Here is a 17,221-nt window from a genome sequence, read left to right on the forward strand (position 1 = left end):
TTTGTCGGGAAAAAGAGCAACCATCATCTTTCAAAAAAAGCAGGGGAAAAAAAGGAGAGGCGCACTCTCTCTTTTTTTTCTGTTGTTCTTGCTGATTCAGGGCAGCGCCTGGGCGGAAAACTTCACGGACGGAGCTTTTTTGCCGGTGCCCCAAGGCTCCATGCCGGACGAAGGGCAGGACAATTCAAGTCCCGGAGACAATGGAACCGGGCCGGACAATGCCACGACGGATATTTTCAACGGCTCGGCCGGCCAGTGGCAAGATCTTCTGAACGATCAGGACGATCTGATTTATCAATTTGATCCGGTGAAAGTTCTGGGAGAGAGGCATCTGTCCGGCAAGGCGACGATCGGTGGAGACGAATTGCAATCCCTTCCTTCCCGCACGGGCTCCATCACCGAGGCCATCAAGGGCTTCTCCAACGTTCAGTTTTCCAACGAAGAGACCTCAAGCCTCACGGGCGGGGAAATACGTCCGCCTCGCATCTCCATCGCAGGAGCCAAACCCTACGAAAACAATTTTCTCATCGACGGCATGAGCGTCAGCAACACGCTCAATCCCAACGGACTGGATGCGGATGGGGACTCCATTGCCCCCAATGATCTGGACGTCAACGGTGCGGACCAGACAATTTTCTATGACAGCAGCCTCGTGGACACGGTAACTGTTTACTCCAACAACGTGCCAGCCAAGTACGGGCGCTTCGTGGGTGGCGTCGTGGATGCCAAATTGGTTGATCCGCGTCTGGATCGTTGGCACGCGGTCTTTTCGGGCGGCCATACCCGCAGTGAGTGGTTTGATCTGAGAGGAGTGGACGAAGAGTCGACGTCGTCCGCCAATCAGCCCCGTTTTCGATCCTACGCCTTGAGCGCCAGCGCGGACGGTCCTCTTTCGGGAAATACCGCTCTTTTGGTCGCGGCGTCGCAAAGGCGCTCGGTCATTCCCTTAAAGCGGGATAAGCCCGACGACTCCACGTATGATGATGATCAAAAGCGGAGCAGCGAGAATTTTTTCGCAAAACTGTTGGTCATTCCTGGGGCGGATCTGAAGCTGACCCTGGACGCGACATACGCTCCATATGCTGAGGAACGATGGAAGGCGGTATACGACGAAAGTGACTGGAAAACGCAGAACAAGGCGTACAGGTTGGCCGGCTCGGCGACTGTCGGTGGGTCATGGGGCGAGTTGACGGCCAAGGCGGCCTATTCGCAAAACGGGTACAGCAGGGATTCCAAGAACAATCTGCGTGAGACGTATTCCGGGACCGGGGTGCCCGACGAGGAAAAATATTTCAGGGGTGGACTTGGGGACGCCGAGGTCACCAACCGCGGCATCGACGCAGCTATTGATTTCGACCTTGCGGAGTTCGAGACCGGCGTTCTGGTGTGGCGGCTTTCCTCGGGCCTGGATCTGAGCAACGTGACCACGGACATATGGAACGAGGAGGCCCGTCTGGAACTCGTGACGATGCCCTCCAGCGGGAAATGGAACCGCGTCTTCACGACCTATCCCGAGAGCGATCAGACCAGGACCCTGAACACGCTGGGTTGGTACGGACAGGCCGAGGTCCAGTGGGGGCGATTCACGCTCACGCCCGGATTGCGCATCGATCATGACGATTTCTCCTTCAATACCGATGTCGCCACACGTCTCAAGATGGAGCTGGACACCATGGGGGATGGCGCGTTGCGGCTGGTGAGCGGGGTCAACAGATATTACGGGGGGCAGCTGCGCGCCTATGCATTTGATCGGCATCGGCCGTCCCTGACAAGGATGATCAAGTACAATACAGATCCTGACATTTTGCCTCCCATCAAGGTCGGCCCCGACAACAGCTACCAGGCCAAAGGCCTTGAGACTCCGTATTCCGACGAGCTCATGGGAGGGATTCTCGGGGACGTGGCGGGATTTGAGTATGGCCTGGAGTTCGTGCACCGGGATCACCGGGATCAGATCATCAGCAAGGCCAGGGAAAAGGGCGTTTATGAACTGACCAACGACGGCAAGAGCACTTACGACGGCATTACCCTGTCCTTGATGCGATCCTTCGAGACCGCCCGCTTCGGAACCCATGCGCTCTCCCTGGGCGTGACCAAGTCCTGGTCCAAGACCTTCAACGGTGCCTTTGACAGCGAGATCGACGAGTACAAGGATGTCGACTACGATTACGACAGGGTCTACTTCGAAGGCGAACTCATTGATCGCAGCCAACTGCCTGCCAACGACTACAATTCCCCCGCGGTTGTCACGCTGTCCTGGCTGGGCAGTTTTTACGATGACAGGTTCAAGATCAATTGCGTCTCTCGCTGGCGCGATTCAACCACCGGCCTCATGAATGACCAGCGCACCGACGCTGAAACCCCTTTCGGCACCGTGGAAAGCAAGCCCACGACTCCAAGCTCCAAGTGGTTTGGCGAGGACGGGTTGTATCACGATGCCTACAAGGAGGGGATCATATCCGGAGGCTTGGTGACTGACGTTTCGCTGGAGCTTGATGTGGTCAAGGAGGAGTTGCTCACGATCAGCCTGCTGCTGGACATATTCAACGTGTTTGCTTCCGATGGACATACGGGAGTGTCCGAACTTGGTGGAGGGTCGAAACTTCCGCGCAGCGAATACGGGCGTGGCTACTACGCCGGCATTAGCTGCGAATTCTAGGCGACCGTTCAGAACGCGTTCTGGACTGCGTTGCTCCCCGATTTTGCAAGGCTCATGTAGTGGGCTACACATCGCCTTCCAAAATCGGCTCGCGCCTTGCCAGAACCCGTTCTGAACGGCCGCCTGGCGTTGAACCGTCCGCGGAGCAAGGAATTCGTCTGATGGGCTCTGTTCGGGTGCTGCGCATCCGGAACGCGTTCTGGACTGCGTTGCTCCCCGATTTTGCAAGGCTCATGTAGTGGGCTACACGTCGCCTTCCAAAATCGGCTCGCGCCTTGCCAGAACCCGTTCTGAACGGCCGCCTGGCGTTGAACCATCGTTGGATCAATGGCCCTATCCTGAGGGGCTTTTTTTTCGAGATGCACATCCGGAACGCGTTCTGGTACGCCGCCTAGACGCTGTACCTGCGGCGCAGTAGATGTTCCAGGCGTGCAGCGCCCATGGAGCAGGAGAAGGTCAGTGCGAAGTACAGAAGCGCCACGCAGGTCCAGACTTCCATGGTCAGGTAGGTCGTGGCCATGAGTTGCATGCCCTGGAAGGTCAGTTCCTGGATTGAGATGACCGAGACGATGGCCGAATCCTTGATCGTGGAGATGATCTGTCCGGCCAATGGAGGGATCATGTTGCGCACGGCCTGGGGCATGATGATGTAGACCATGAGCCCAAGGCGCGGGAACCCCTGCGCACGCCCCGCCTCCCATTGCCCGGCATCCACCGACCGAATCCCTCCGCGCACGATTTCGGCGACATATGCCCCTTCGTAGAGTCCAAGGGTGAAGGCCGCCGTGACAAAGGCGTCAACCTGGTCCAGACGGCCGATCAACACTCCGGCCACGGCCTTGACTCCGTCCGGGGCCGTGCGCAGCGCGTCCTGCAGGCCGATGGCCGGGGCGATCTGGTCGGCCAGAAAAAAATAACACAGAAAAATGAGCACCAGGGGCGGCAGGTTGCGGCACAGCTCGACATAGGTGCTGCCCACAAGCCGCAGGTAAAGACTGGGGCTGGTGCGCGCCAGCCCGGCCCAAACGCCCAGAAACAGTGCTATGAGCGCGGACCAGCAGGTCAGGCGGATGGTGGTGAAGAGGCCCTGCAGCAGCAGGCCCGGGCCCCCGTCTGCTCGCACCAGGTATTGGCCGAGCACTCCCCACTCCCATGGTTTTCCGTTCTGGGCGCTGATGCGCCAGACAACGTACCCTGCGCAGCCTGCCAGGAAAATGAGCAGGACGGCGTCGAGTTTCGTCAGGGGTGACCTTGGGCCTCGTCCTGCCCGGAGTACGTTCCCCGGGGTCTGGCGCGTTGCGGGGCTCACTTGATCCGGGCTTCCCAGTCCATGGTCTTAAACCAGTATGCATATCTCTCGGCCAGCCAGCCCTCGGCTCCGGCCACCAGCACCCAGTTGTTCAGGAAGTTCAGGAAGTCGTGATCACCCTTGCGTATCGCGAAGCCGATGGGCTCCTTGGTGAATGTTTCACCCTGCAGCGGCAGATAGAGCTTGTCCTTGTTGCGAATGGCCTGCTGTTCAGGAAAGGGGGCCGAAGCGACCATGGCGTGCGCCCTGCCGTTCAGGACTTCCTGCAGGGCCTGGGCCTCGTCGTCGAACATCCGCACGGTGGCCTTCGGCATGTGCTTCTTGGCCGCGGCAACGGAGGTGGCGCCGGTTTTCGCGGACAGGATAATCTCGGGCTTGTTGAAATCGTCCAGGGAGGACAGGTTCGGCGCCGCCTCGATACTCGCGACCAGGGACATGCCGGAGAATTCGTACGGGCTGCTGAAGTTGACCTTGAGATTGCGGGCCGGCTGGATGCCCATGCCGCCGATGATGACATCGAATTTGCCGGTCAAAAGGGCCGGGATGATGCCCGACCATTTGGTGGGCACAAACTCGATCTCTACGCCCATGTCCGCGGCCACGCGTCTTGCCACATCGATCTCGAAGCCGATGTATTCACCGTTTTTGTCCTTCATGGCCCAGGGCACGAACGTGTCGAAACCCACGCGCAGCACGCCTCTCTCCATGACCTGATCGAGCACTCCTTTTTCAGCGGCCGAGCTTTCCACGGGCACGAGGCTGGCGCAAAGACTGAGACACAGGATTAAAATCGCGGCTATTTTGTGCATGAATCCTCCAAATGTGGTGATGATGAGTGTTGTTCCAGTAGCCTGGCCAGCGACGACAGCGTGACCGTGAAGACAAGATAGATGGCCGCCACCACGGTCCAGATTTCGAAGCTCAGGAATGTCTCCGCGATGATGGCCTGGCCGTGCATGGTCAGGTCGTAGATGGCGATGGTCGAGACCAGGGCCGAGTCCTTGATCAGGGAAACACCCTGGCTGGTCAGGGGCGGAAGAACGTTGCGCAGGGCCTGGGGCAGGATGACCTGCATGTAGATGCTCGGCTTCTTCATGCCCAGGCTGAGCGCCCCTTCCCATTGTCCGCGCGGGATGGCCAGGATGCCTGCCCGGATGATTTCCGAGGCGTAAGCGCCCTCGAACAGGGACAGAGCGAGCACCGCCGAGGACATCCTGCCCAGGTCCACGGCCGGAGCCAGGACGAAATAGATGAAGAAGATCTGGACCAAGAGCGGCGTGTTGCGGATCAGTTCCAGATATACCCGGGCCATGGCCTGGCCGACCACGGAGCCCGACAACCGGAGCAGGGCGGTGCCCAGCGCGAGGACGGCCGCGCCGACAAGGCCGAGCCCCGAGACAAGCAGGGTGATGCCTGCGCCCTGCAGCAGGGGGCCGGGGCTGCCGTCAGGGAGCAGGATGAAGCGCGGAACCCTGTACCACTGCCAATTGTAGCCCATGCTCTCCGCACCGCGTAATACGATCCACGCTACGCAAAACATGGTCAGGGCGTAGGCTGCGACGGAACATGCCGTGCCGCATCGACACCTCAGGGAATGGAATCTGGCTATCATGGCAGAGCCCGCGGCCCGGTTCGGGCCGCGGGAAGATGATTTATTGCGGGCGGATGGTCATGACGGGCACGGCCGATGTCTTGACGACTTTTTCGGCTACGGAGCCGAAAAGAAGGCGATTCAAGCCCTGGCGGCCATGAGTGGACATGATGATGATGTCCGCTTTTTCCGCCTGGGCCAGATTGACGATGGCTTCGGCCGCGTCTCCGCTGACCACCTTGCCCGTTGCACGGACATCGGAGAAATGCTTGTCCACGAATTCGGTCATGGTTTTTTCCGCCCCGGTGACGATGTCTCCGACAAGCTGCGGCAGAGAGGCGGCAGGCAGGTCGAAGATTTCATACTGGATCATCGACGGCGCGACATACACCACAAGGACATCGGCATCGAATTTGAGGGCGAATTCCCGGGCCGTCTTGGCGATGGCCGCACTGGATTCGGAAAAATCCACGGGACAGAGGATTTTGGAAAACATGCTCATTTCTCTACCTCCTGGCAGATGGTTGACTTGCCTATCAGGTCGATTTCATGGTTTAAAATTAGCACAGCTGGTAAACATTGCAAGGCCGGAAGCCGTGAATAATCGGATTGCGGATGATTCACGAAGGCGTCCAAAGATGTTCTGAAAGTATGCCTGAAATGGATTTTATCACTCGATCATGTCGAAACATTTGGACATTCTTTTTAACCTTCGAGAGACAAAGGTCAACGGGTTGTCGCCGAATTGATGGATTTTCGCATTCCCGCACGCTGGCGGGCCGAATTTTTCACGCTGATGTACGTCCTGTGTGTTTTTTTGGAGTCAGTGAACCAGTTGAAAGAATTGCGCTACACTTTGTCTTGAAAATGCGTTACCAAAACTTGAAAAAATGGATGCGAATATTCTTCAACGTCTTCACCACAGGGGGATTTCATGAAAAAATCAAGCGTGATCGTGCTGATCGTTCTGGCCTTCAGCCTCGTCATGGTCGGCGGTTGTTCCAAGAAAGTGAGCTCCACTCCCGCAGGGACCTCGGCCGCCGGTTCGAGCACGGAAACGGGCGGTTTGAGCGCCGAGCAGCTCGAAGCGCAGCGCCTGGCCGAGCTCAGACGTCAGGCCATCGACAAGATCGGTGCCGACCGGATCTATTTCGCCTTCGACAAAAGCGAGCTGACGGATCTGTCCCGTCAGGTTTTGGCTGAGAAGGCCGAGTTGTTGAAGGCCCATCCGTCCCTGTCCTTGCTTATCGAAGGGCACTGCGACGAGCGCGGCACCAACGAGTACAACATGGCTCTTGGCGAACGCCGGGCCAGGGCTGCCTATGAATATCTGGTCCTCATGGGGATCGAGTCCGGCCGGTTGACGATCATCAGTTACGGCGAAGAGTATCCGGCCGTACCCGGTTCCAACGAAGAGGCCTGGGCCAAGAACCGGCGCGACGAATTCAAGGCTTCGGTAAACTAGGCTCTTCGCTTCTTTCATCTTGAACTACTGAACGCAGAACACTATAACGCCGCTCATGTTCCTGTGCAAAATGGAACTTGAGCGGCGTTTTCGTTTGCGAGCTCGTGGTCGGAATATTTTTTTTGGCAATACCGTGCGCTCCGGTGATGTTTTCAAGGATTCAGTCCCGGTTTTCCGGATTGATTCGTGTTTCCGTGAAATCCGCGGTGAATTTCTGATCGCGGTCCGGGATGGCTTTTTGTCATTTGGGATTGAATTTTTACAACTGTCCATGGAGAGATTCGATTTGAGCTGTTGCAACCGTTCTTGTACCGCGTGTCTTCATGCCGGAGCAAAAAAGAGTCGGCGCGTCGCGTCCATCCTGCTGATGGGCCTGTTTTTATTGGCGAGTCTCCCCGGAGCAACGGCCCTTGCCGAGGACCATCCGCTCTGGTTCAAGGACGGCCGGCCGGTGGACCAGGCGCTGGAGGCCGTGGACATCCTGGCGGATGCCGCCGAGGAGGGGCTCTCGCCGCGAAAGTATGGCGCGGACTCTCTTGCCCAGGCGCTGGCGGCAGCCCAAGGAGTCGAGGCGTTGCCGCCAGGCGTCATCATGCGTCTGGAGCAGGATCTGACGGATGCGATGCTCCGCTATTTCCGGGACCTGCATTTCGGTCAGATCGATCCGCGTCATATTCAGGAGAATTTCACTCCGCATCCTCCCGACAGGTTTGATCCAAAGATCCACCTGTTGCGAGCGGTGCACGCCATGCGTTTGCGCGAGGCCGTGGCCGAGGCCGCTCCGCAGGTGCCGCTTTATGACCGTCTGCGTCGAGCCCTGGCGCACTATCGCGGACTGGCGGCGGATCCGGTTTTCAGCAAACTGTGGCAGTCTGCGCTGCCTCCTCTGCCCAACGGCAAACTGGAAATCGGGCAGACCTATGCCGGGATGCCGCTGGTCACACTGCGCCTCATCGCCCTTGGCGACCTGCCGCGTGAGACGATCGTGACCGAGCACTATGAAGGGCATATTGTGAAAGGCATCATGGATTTTCAGGTCCGCCATGGGTTGGAACCGGACGGCGTCATCGGGCGCAAGACGCTTGCGCAGCTTGCGGTTACCCCCTCCGACCGTGTGCGGCAGATCGAGCTGTCCATGGAGAGGCTGCGCTGGACTCCGCTTCTGCATGCGCCGCGCATGATCGCCGTGAATATTCCGGAGCACATCCTCGAAGCCTACGAGGTGGAGAACGGCACGATCGACGTCCAGACATCAATGCGAGTCATCATCGGCAGCGCACTGGACACGCGCACGCCGCTCTTTGACGGCCGGATGCGGTTCATCGAGTTCAGCCCCTACTGGAATGTCCCCCTGTCCATCGCCCGGTCCGAGGTCGTGCCCAAGATCTTGCGCGATCCAAGCTACTTCACGCGGCAGGGGTTTGAACTTGTCGCTGCCGACGGACGGATCATCACGACGTTATCCCTGGATGATTTGGACGCCGTGCGCAGAGGGCAGATGCGGATTCGCCAGCGGCCCGGGCCCAAAAATGCCCTGGGCGACATAAAATTCATATTTCCCAACAAAGACAGCATCTTTTTGCATCATACGCCGACCACGCATCTTTTCGAAAAACAACGGCGTGATTTGAGCCACGGTTGCATTCGCGTGGAAGACCCGGTAGGGCTGGCGAAATTTGTCCTGCAACACGATCAGGTTTGGGGCGAGGAGCGCATTCGCGAAGCGATGAGTTCAGGCGTTTCCACCACGCTTCGTTTGCGTGAACCCCCTCAGGTCGTGTTGGCCTACAACACGGTGCAGGTCAAAAACGATGGTCGCGTCCATTTTTTTCAGGACATATACGGCCAGGACAAACTTCTCGATCAGGCCTTGCGCAGGTCTGTTCAAGCCAGCCAATGATCAATACCGCATGAAACAATCACGTCGCCACTTTCTCTGCAGCATGGCCAATCTGGCCGTAGCCGGTGTCGCTCTGACCATCGCCCCTTCGGCCTTTGCGGCCAAGCCCGGGACTCGCAGCCTGACCTTTGCGCATACGCACACAGGCGAGAGGCTGCACATCGTCTACTCCACCGGAAATCAGTATGTTCCAGGAGCCCTGAAAACGCTCAATCGGTTCCTGCGCGACCACTACACCGGACAGATTGGGCGGATGGACCCCAAGCTTTTTGACCTTCTGTACAAGCTCAAGCTGACCCTGGGCAGCAATGAGCCCTTCGAGATCGTCTCCGGCTACAGATGTCCTGCCACCAACACGAAATTGCGCAGGAAAGGGGGCGGCGGTGTCGCCAAACGCAGCCTGCACATGGAAGGCAAGGCCCTCGACCTGCGCCTGGCGGACGTTTCCCTGGCCGATTTGCGCGATGCCGCCAAGGCTTCCCGCAAGGGAGGAGTGGGCTTCTACCCGAAGGACGGGTTTGTGCATGTCGATACCGGCGCGGTGCGCAGCTGGTAGAAAGGCCGCTTTTGCTTCGCGCGCATCTCATTTTTTGCAGCCAGTGAATAACTTAGCTGTCTCTTAAAAAAGATGGAGGCGTGGAGCGCTGACCAAGTGCCTCAAAAGAGAAAAGCCCCTTTCGGGGCTAGTCAAAAACAGTCTTCGTTGCATTTAGTGTCTCTTGCAACTTGTCAGGCTTCAGCTCATCAATTTTCTTAAGAAAAATACGATTCTCACAGGTTACGATCCTGTCTACGCGGATCAATCCTGGGCGGACAGCAGCGTTTTTGGTGTCGTTGGGAGACAAGGGTACTGCGTATTGGGAACGGCTTGGCTGGGTGGTGAGCATGCAAACGATGCAGTCATTTCCAGGGAGTGAGCTGAGAATCAGAACTGGACGAACCTTTGCATTCTTGAGGTCTGTGAAGGGAAACGGCATGACGAAAATGTCTCCCCGTTTGATCATTTCTCGCCTGCTGCAAAATTCATCATGCACATTCGCGTCAGATCTTCCTCGGTATCTTCCTTCATGTCTTCCCACATCTCGTCGAGCATTTTGGATGAGATGTTTTCCATGAGTCCGGTGATGTGCTCTGATGTCGGTGAGATCGTTTCCGCGGCTTTGGCTTGTACGTAGGATTCTGCGAACTTCCCAACCATCGCAAGGGATTGGGCAAAGTTGAATCGTGTCTTAAAGGTGTTTCCTTCGACGTCGAGTGCCTGGGTGTAATATTTTCTCACGGCGTCCACGTCGTCTCGAATCGCACTGATCGCACCCATAACATAGATGTAGTTGATCCAGTCACTATCTTTCGACGAAGCTGCCAGCTTTTCAAGGCGTGACAAAGTGAATTCGTCAACCTTGTCGCTTTCGACTCTGGTTGCAAGCTCACCAAGTACCTTGGCGGCCTCGGATTCTTCGTGCGCGACGTGCTTTGCCATGTCCTACGGCTATAACACGATATGGCCAGAGTCAACGAACGGCGGAATATCTCAGGAGCTATGTCGTAGAAAAGGACTTGTCGCATATAGCTACAAGTCCTTTAAATTCATTGGTGCCCAGGGCCGGACTTGAACCGGCACGATCCGAAGATCAAGGGATTTTAAATCCCTGGCGTCTACCACTTCCACCACCCGGGCAGGGAGGTTTTTCAAATATACAGGGCGGTGATGACCGTCAATTCTTTCTTGGACTCTTGGACTCTTGGACTCTTGGACGGTTAAGCGGTGGCGGGTCCGGGTATGGGGTGGTGTGGTCGATCGGGTGACGCGGCGCGGGGGAGGGGCGAAAAATTTTTCGCCCCTACGATGCGATAGGACGTCGTTTGGTGGACGGGGATTTTTTTATTTTGACTGGTTTTGGTTTTTGCCGGCCGAAGTGCTGCCATGTTTTTCTTGATGGTTTCAGTCTGTTGCGTTGCGGCTTGCGATGAAGTTCTTGAAGTCGGCGGCAAATCCGCTGTCGATGTAGCTCAGGTCGCGCAACAATTCTTCCACGTCAAAGCCGTTTTGCACCGCGAACTGGGCGAATGCCCGGCCGGAGGTGCCGGCGTTGCGCTGGCGGATCAGTCCTTCACCGTCGCGTGAAAAGAATTGGTAGTGCCCCAGGGCGTCCAGTACCAGGGAGTACTCCAGGTCCCAGGGCGTGTCCGCCGCGTAGTTGGCAACGGACCCGAGATAGTGGCCGGGCAGGGATTTCAAGCGGTTCTCCTGTCTTTGCGCAGAGTGAATTTGTACCAATCCTTGTACTGATAGAAATAAAGGGCGGTGGCGCACTGGACCAGGACGGACGCGAACATGGCCATCCATACGCCGTTGGCGGTCTGGAATACCACATGCCCCAGCAGGTACGCCAGCGGCAGGCGCACCAGCCACGCTGCCGTGCCGAATATGACGGCCTGGTAGATGGTCGCGCCCGCTCCGGTGAAGGCGCCGCCAAGGATCATGGCGGCCAGCAGCGGCGGCGTGGCGGCCATGTTCCAGGCCAGATAGCGAATGGCTTCGTCCTGTACCTGCAGGTCCGGCGCGACAAAGGCGATGACCGGCTCAATGACCAGCCACAAAAGGCCGGTGATGATGCTCATGGCGATCACGCCCACGACCATGATCTTGTAGCCGATGCGCTTGGCCTCCTCCTTTCGCCCCTGGCCGAGATAGTGGCCCACCAGAATTGAGGCGGTGAAATTGAAGGCGATGCCGGGAAGAAAGAGCAGCGCTTCGATGCGGATGCCCGCGCTCATGCCCGCCATGGCGACGACGTTGTCAAAGGGAAGACTGGCCGTGATGGCATAGAGCACCATGTAGGCCGAGTGCCAGACCAGCTGCATGAGCCCGGCCGGCCAGGCTACCTTGACCAGATAGGGCAGGGCCAGCCGGACCCAGCGCCATGGGGCCAGGCTTTGCCGGGAGAGCAGCCCGCAGCGGAACATCATGGCAAAATTATAGACGGTGCCGCAAAGGATGGAGGCGAATGTCGCCCAGGCGATGCCCTTGTACCCGAGATTGGGTAGCCCCCACATGCCGAGTCCAAGGCCCAGGTCGAGCAGTGTGTTTACTCCCGTGACCAGAATCATGGAATAAAGGGGCAGGGTCACTATTTTCTGGGCCCGGAAAAAGGCGTTGCTGATGGTGAACAGGTAGTAGGCCGGCAGAATGTAGAGACTGACTTGCAGCAGATATTCGGCGATGGGCATGACCTCGGCCGGTATCTGCAGCAGGAGCAGGAAGCGTTCGTCGAACCAGAGCCCGAAGGCCAGAATGATCAGTCCCGTGACAAATCCGAGTCCCACTCCAAGCCCCACAAAACGTTTGACGCGGCGTGGCAGCCCCGCTCCGGAGCTCTGGCTTATGGCCGCCACACCGCCGTTGGCCAGCGCAATGGCCACGACCATGAAAAAAAACATGGCTTGGCTCATGACGCCCACGCAGGCTTGAGTCTCGCGACCGATCCGTCCGGCCACCCACACGTCGACAAAGCCGATCAGGAAATGGAAGAACATCATGACCACCTGGGGCCAGGCCAGGTTCCAGATGGTAGCGTAAGGTGCGCGTTGCAAGTTCTGGTCGAAATCGCTTTTAGACATGTCTGCTCCGGATGAGTTGTCTGGGTCGGAATGCTTCAGGGACTTTGATTTGACAAGCGAAAATGTGCCCGCCGGATGTCAGGGACCGCCTGGGCTTGCTTTCCCGGGTGGCTGCGGATAACGGAACGGATCTTGACAATAAACAGGGCTTGTGCCCGTGAGGTATAGCGTGGATTTTGAAAATTTGCCCGAGAGCGTGACCGTGGTCGAAGAGGGCGAGAAAAGGTTTTTTCTCGTCGGAACCGCCCACGTTTCCCTGGAAAGTGTCGAGGATGTGCGCCGGACCGTGGAGATAGTGCGTCCTGATTCCATCTGCGTCGAGCTTTGCCCGGCGCGTCATCAGGCCATGACCCGCCGCGACGACTGGAAGCGGATGGATATCTACAAGGTCATCAAGGAAGGCAAGGCTGTCTTCCTCATGGTGCAACTCGTGTTGCAGGCTTTCTACCGCAAGATCGGCGACAAGCTGGGCGTGCAGCCCGGCGCGGAGATGATGGAAGGAGTGCGTCTGGCCGGCGAGACCGGAGCCATCCTGGTCCTGGCCGACCGCGATGTGCAGGTCACCTTGAAGCGCGTCTGGGGTTTTCTTGGCTTCTGGAAGAAATTCCAGCTTCTGAGCCAGCTTCTGGCCAGCATCTTCGTCGACGACGACGTGGACAAGGAGCTTATCGAGGATCTGAAGAAGAAGGATCAGCTGGCCGCGATCATGGGCTCTTTTGCGGAAAATTTCCCCCAGATCAAGGAACGCCTCATCGACGAGCGCGACATCTATCTGGCGCAGAAAATCCGCAAGGCTCCGGGCACGAACATCGTGGCCGTGGTCGGAGCCGGTCACGTGCCGGGCATGCAGAAATATTTTGGCCAGGAGATCGACCTGGCTCCGCTGGAAGAGCTTCCTCCACCCTCCAGATGGGGCGCGTTCTGGAAGTGGGGATTACCCGGTTTTTTCGTCGCATTGCTGGTCATCGGATTTTTCCGTGGCGGCGCTGATGCCTCCATGGACGCAATTTCCGTTTGGGTGCTGGTGACCGGCATCGGCGCGGCCCTTGGTTCCCTTGCCGCCTTCGGGCATCCGCTGACCGTGCTTTCGAGCTTTCTGGCCGCGCCCATCACCACGCTGCATCCGCTCATTGCCGCGGGCTGGGTGGCCGGACTTGTCCAGGCCTGGGTCAAGAAGCCCACGGTTTCGGATCTTGAAGAACTGCCCATGAGCGTCATGACCGTGAAGGGATTCTGGATCAATCCGGTCAGCCGCATTTTGCTCGTGGTTATCTTTGCCAATCTGGGCGCGACCATAGGCGTCTTTGTCTCCGGAAGCTGGATCGCGAGCATGGTCTTCTAGAACGGTCGATTTTTGACGGGGTCCGCGTCGGTGAGGTGACCGTGAGAGGTGGCGATATATGCCATCCATACCCGAAGATCGCTGCAAGACGGCTTGAGGCAGGGCTGCGCAAGATACACTGTCATTCCCGCGAAGGCGGGAATCCATCCGGCATGATTTCATATCGAAACAACTTGTTTTGACTCAACAAAAAAGGGTGACCATTTCGGCCACCCTTTTTTGTTGTCGATGCGAACAGAATCCGGCGCTAGTAGGCACCGTCCTGGGCCAGTTCCTTTTCCGTGACCTTGTGGGCGAAGGTCCGGTAGAGCCAGAACTGGTAGGCCGCCACGATGGGGATGAAGACCAGCGTCACGCCCAGCATGATGGACAGGGTCAGGGTGCTGGAGGCTGCGTTGGTGATGGTGATGGAATAGTCCGGGGAGATGCTCGAAGGCAGCAGCGCCGGGTACAGTCCGACCACGCCGAAGAGCGTCAGGCCGGCGATCATGGCGGCGGACAGGCCCCAGGCGGACCACCACTGCTCCTTGCCGATCTGCTGGCGCAGCAGAACGAGCGCCAGGACAGGAATCACCAGCAGGACGAGCATCAGCGGGTTGACCAGGTAGTTGGCCAGCAGGTTGGTGTAGATGGCGGTCAAGACCACGAAGGCGCCGATGAGCGCAACCAGCACCGGCCAGAGCTTGCGGGTCAGTTTGGCGGCGCGCTGCTGCAGATCGCCTTCGCTTTTGACCGTCAGCCACAGGGCGCCATGCATGACGAAGAGCAGCACGAAGAGCACTCCTCCGGCCAGGCCGTAGGGATTCAGAAGGGTCAGCAGGTTGCCCTGGAAGACACCGTTTTCATCCAGGGGCAGGCCCATGAAGATGTTGGCGAAGGCCACGCCCAGAAGCAGCGCGGGCACGAAGCTGCCGATGGTGGCGCCCCAGTCCCAGACCTTGCGCCAGGCCGGGCTGTCGACCTGGTGCCGGAACTCCAGGGAGACGCCGCGGACGATGAGGGCGAAAAGCAGCAGCATGAGCGGCGTATAAAGGCCGCTGAACATGACCGCGTAGGCCTTGGGAAACGCGGCGAAAGTCACGCCGCCAGCGGTGATCAGCCAGACTTCGTTGCCGTCCCAGAAGGGGCCCATGGCGTTGAGCATGACCCTGCGGTCCGTGTCGGACTTGCCCAGAAACGGAATGAGGGTTCCGATGCCCAGATCGTATCCGTCCAGCACGAAATAAACAGCCCAGAGCACACCCCAGAGTAGGAACCATATGGTTTCAAGCATGTATCAATCCTCCTTGTGATCCGAACGGTTTATGCCTCGGCCGGGCCTTTCTTGGCGAACTTGAAGAGCAGGTAGATGTCCACTGCGCCCAGCAGCGCGTAGAGCAGGGTCAGCGCCACCAGGGAGAAGGCCACCTGGGACGTCACGATGGGCGAGACCGCGTCGGCGGTTTTCATGAGCCCGTAGACGATCCAGGGTTGACGTCCCACCTCGGCCACGACCCAGCCCGCCTCGATGGCGAGATAGGGGAGCGGGATGGCGAAGAGCATGGCCTTCAGCAGGCGCGGCGTCTCGGTCAGCTTGTTGCGGCGCAGGAAGGCCCAGATGCAGAGGATGGGCAGGAGCGTGCCGAGGCCGACCATGGCCCTGAAGGAGAGGAAGGTCAGCATGACGGGCGGGCGCTCGTCCGCGGGCCAGTCCTTCAGGCCCTGTACGGGAGTGTTGAACGAGCCGTGGGCAAGAAAGGACAGGGCGCCGGGGATGCCGAAGAGTTCGATGGCGTTCTTTTCGTTTTTTTCGTCCGGAACGACCAAAAGATACATGGGCGCGTTTTCATGGGTTTCCCACAGGGATTCCATGGCCGCGAGCTTGGCGGGCTGGATCTTGCCGACTTCCTGGGCGTGATGATGGCCCTGGACCGCGACCAGTACCGAGAAGACAAGGGCGAAGACCAGGCCCATCTTGAAGGAGCGGGTGAAGAAGTCGATGTTCTGTTTTTTGAGCAGATGGTAGGCGGAGACACCCATGACGAAAAATCCGGCCAGGGTGAAGGCGCCGCTCAGCGTGTGGACGTACTGCTGCCAGCCAAAGGGATTCAGGAGCACGTGAAAGAAATTGTCCAGTTCGGCCCGTCCGTTTCTGAGCACATAGCCCACGGGGTTCTGCATGAAGGCGTTGGCCAGGAGAATCCAGGCCGCCGAGAGGTTGGAGGCGATGGCCACCAGCCAGATACAGGCCGCGTGCATCTTGGGGGACAGGATGTTCCAGCCGAAGATCCAGGCGCCGAGAAAGGTCGATTCAAGAAAAAAGGATGTGGTGGCCTCGATGGCCAGAAGGGAACCGAAAATGTCTCCGACGTATTCGGAATAGCGGGACCAGTTGGTGCCGAACTGAAATTCAAGCGTGATTCCCGTGACCACGCCGAGCACGAAATTGATGACAAAGAGCTTGCCCCAGAATTTGGTCATCCGTTTGTACGTCTCGTCGCCGGTCCGTACGTATTTGGTTTCCATGATGGCTACCAGAATGGACAGGCCCAGGGTCAGCGGGACGAAGATGAAATGAAACATGGTAGCCATGGCGAATTGAAGCCTGGATAACATGAGCACATCCATAGTGAGTCTCCTTTAGTTTTGAGCGGGTGCGTGGCCCGTGATCCGGCAGACGGCCTCCGCGGCCAGGATGGCCAGGGTCACTTCCTGAAGTTCGCGGTCGCGGTACAATTCAAGGACCGATTGGTCCTGGCTGATGGCTCCAAGTTTCGGCAGCGCCGCAGTCAGACCCAGCAGACCGCAGGCCCAGGCCGCAAGGCCCCGGATGACCGTGTCGCAGTCTTCCAGGGCGCAGAGCAGATCGGGCTCCGCCTTCGCCGCGAGGTCCGGCCGAACCTGAGCCAGCCGCCCCACGCCCCAGACGGCCCCACGGCGCAGGGGGGCGTGTTCCAAGTAGCAGTCAGGCCGGCAGTGGTCCTCATGGATATAGGCCAGGAGGTGGTTGTGGTATTCGGAAGCGATCAGGGGGCTTGCGGTCATGATTTCGGCCATGGCCTCCGGTGCGCCCCAGCCGATGCCCCCGGATTCGTCGTTGAGGCTCCAGATGAAGCGGCGCATGACCACGCGCGCCTTTTCCGGAGACTTTTCGGCCAGGGCCGCGATGACGATCCCAAACCCCGTGACCGCGCGCCAGCGGACCAGCGGCGCAGGGTTGCATAGCGCCGAAAAAAGCGGCGCCACGGCCTGCTGTCCGAGATCCGCGAGGCCGCCAAGGCCCGCCTCCCAGCCATCGGTGGCCAGGAGGTCCAGGACTTGGCGTTTTATTTCTCTGCTGCGCGCCATGGTGCGT

The 17,221-nt window shown here is 58.5% G+C and carries 16 protein-coding genes and 1 tRNA gene; 5 read left to right on the forward strand and 12 right to left on the reverse strand.

Features of this window, described 5'->3' with window-relative positions:
- Positions 1 to 139: 139 nt before the first annotated feature.
- Positions 140 to 2,659, forward strand: a complete 2,520-nt coding sequence (locus BMZ24_RS15860) for a TonB-dependent receptor (RefSeq protein ID WP_143077936.1) — start codon at positions 140 to 142, stop codon at positions 2,657 to 2,659.
- A gap of 391 nt (positions 2,660 to 3,050) precedes the next feature.
- Here the strand turns inward: BMZ24_RS15860 and BMZ24_RS15865 are convergent, their stop codons facing one another.
- The 4 genes from BMZ24_RS15865 to BMZ24_RS15880 are packed head-to-tail and all read right to left on the reverse strand — an operon-like array spanning position 3,051 to position 6,061.
- Positions 3,051 to 3,968 (reverse strand): amino acid ABC transporter permease, encoded by a 918-nt coding sequence (locus BMZ24_RS15865; RefSeq protein WP_244150391.1) that lies wholly within the window; start codon positions 3,966 to 3,968, stop codon positions 3,051 to 3,053.
- Positions 3,965 to 4,777, reverse strand: coding sequence for a transporter substrate-binding domain-containing protein (locus tag BMZ24_RS15870; RefSeq protein WP_092193736.1), 813 nt, complete (start codon positions 4,775 to 4,777; stop codon positions 3,965 to 3,967). The genes BMZ24_RS15865 and BMZ24_RS15870 overlap by 4 nt, the downstream gene beginning before the upstream one ends.
- A complete protein-coding gene (locus BMZ24_RS15875; protein WP_092193737.1) occupies positions 4,765 to 5,580 on the reverse strand; it encodes an amino acid ABC transporter permease in 816 nt (271 codons plus the stop codon). Before BMZ24_RS15875 ends, BMZ24_RS15870 begins: the two co-directional genes overlap by 13 nt.
- Positions 5,581 to 5,620: 40 nt before the next feature.
- Positions 5,621 to 6,061: a universal stress protein gene (locus BMZ24_RS15880; RefSeq protein ID WP_092193738.1), complete on the reverse strand. Its 441-nt coding sequence runs from the start codon at positions 6,059 to 6,061 to the stop codon at positions 5,621 to 5,623.
- A gap of 432 nt (positions 6,062 to 6,493) precedes the next feature.
- Between BMZ24_RS15880 and pal the strand changes: the two genes are divergently transcribed.
- From pal to mepK, 3 genes are all read left to right on the forward strand, one after another.
- A complete protein-coding gene (gene pal / locus BMZ24_RS15885; RefSeq protein ID WP_092193739.1) occupies positions 6,494 to 7,024 on the forward strand; it encodes a peptidoglycan-associated lipoprotein Pal in 531 nt (176 codons plus the stop codon).
- A gap of 286 nt (positions 7,025 to 7,310) precedes the next feature.
- A complete protein-coding gene (locus BMZ24_RS15890; RefSeq protein ID WP_244150392.1) occupies positions 7,311 to 8,924 on the forward strand; it encodes a L,D-transpeptidase family protein in 1,614 nt (537 codons plus the stop codon).
- Between the two features lie 10 nt (positions 8,925 to 8,934).
- A complete protein-coding gene (gene mepK, locus BMZ24_RS15895; protein ID WP_092193740.1) occupies positions 8,935 to 9,480 on the forward strand; it encodes a peptidoglycan L,D-endopeptidase MepK in 546 nt (181 codons plus the stop codon).
- 127 nt (positions 9,481 to 9,607) lie between these two features.
- Here the strand turns inward: mepK and BMZ24_RS15900 are convergent, their stop codons facing one another.
- The 5 genes from BMZ24_RS15900 to BMZ24_RS15920 form a co-directional block, all read right to left on the reverse strand.
- Positions 9,608 to 9,928: a type II toxin-antitoxin system PemK/MazF family toxin gene (locus BMZ24_RS15900; RefSeq protein WP_092193741.1), complete on the reverse strand. Its 321-nt coding sequence runs from the start codon at positions 9,926 to 9,928 to the stop codon at positions 9,608 to 9,610.
- On the reverse strand, positions 9,925 to 10,404 hold the full coding sequence (locus tag BMZ24_RS15905) for a hypothetical protein (RefSeq protein ID WP_092193742.1): 480 nt from the start codon (positions 10,402 to 10,404) through the stop codon (positions 9,925 to 9,927). Before BMZ24_RS15905 ends, BMZ24_RS15900 begins: the two co-directional genes overlap by 4 nt.
- 111 nt (positions 10,405 to 10,515) lie before the next feature.
- Positions 10,516 to 10,602, reverse strand: a tRNA-Leu gene (locus tag BMZ24_RS15910).
- Between the two features lie 264 nt (positions 10,603 to 10,866).
- Positions 10,867 to 11,163 (reverse strand): hypothetical protein, encoded by a 297-nt coding sequence (locus tag BMZ24_RS15915; protein WP_092193743.1) that lies wholly within the window; start codon positions 11,161 to 11,163, stop codon positions 10,867 to 10,869.
- Positions 11,160 to 12,545 (reverse strand): MATE family efflux transporter, encoded by a 1,386-nt coding sequence (locus BMZ24_RS15920; protein ID WP_092193744.1) that lies wholly within the window; start codon positions 12,543 to 12,545, stop codon positions 11,160 to 11,162. The genes BMZ24_RS15915 and BMZ24_RS15920 overlap by 4 nt, the downstream gene beginning before the upstream one ends.
- Positions 12,546 to 12,714: 169 nt before the next feature.
- On the opposite strand from BMZ24_RS15920, the gene BMZ24_RS15925 reads away from it, so the two are divergent.
- Positions 12,715 to 13,887 (forward strand): TraB/GumN family protein, encoded by a 1,173-nt coding sequence (locus BMZ24_RS15925; RefSeq protein WP_092193745.1) that lies wholly within the window; start codon positions 12,715 to 12,717, stop codon positions 13,885 to 13,887.
- A 247-nt stretch (positions 13,888 to 14,134) separates the two neighbouring features.
- Here BMZ24_RS15925 and cydB read toward each other — a convergent pair whose 3' ends face one another.
- Genes cydB through BMZ24_RS15940 form a run of 3 tightly spaced genes read right to left on the reverse strand, consistent with a single transcriptional unit; the run spans position 14,135 to position 17,214 of the window.
- The gene (cydB, locus tag BMZ24_RS15930; protein ID WP_092193746.1) at positions 14,135 to 15,160 is read right to left on the reverse strand and encodes a cytochrome d ubiquinol oxidase subunit II; all 1,026 of its coding nucleotides are present in this window, start codon (positions 15,158 to 15,160) and stop codon (positions 14,135 to 14,137) included.
- 29 nt (positions 15,161 to 15,189) lie between these two features.
- Positions 15,190 to 16,494: a cytochrome ubiquinol oxidase subunit I gene (locus tag BMZ24_RS15935; protein WP_092193747.1), complete on the reverse strand. Its 1,305-nt coding sequence runs from the start codon at positions 16,492 to 16,494 to the stop codon at positions 15,190 to 15,192.
- A 12-nt stretch (positions 16,495 to 16,506) separates the two neighbouring features.
- Positions 16,507 to 17,214, reverse strand: a complete 708-nt coding sequence (locus tag BMZ24_RS15940; RefSeq protein ID WP_092193748.1) for a DVU0298 family protein — start codon at positions 17,212 to 17,214, stop codon at positions 16,507 to 16,509.
- Positions 17,215 to 17,221 lie beyond the last annotated feature (7 nt).

The organism is Desulfomicrobium norvegicum (assembly GCF_900114595.1).
Classification (GTDB): Bacteria; Desulfobacterota; Desulfovibrionia; order Desulfovibrionales; family Desulfomicrobiaceae; genus Desulfomicrobium; species Desulfomicrobium macestii.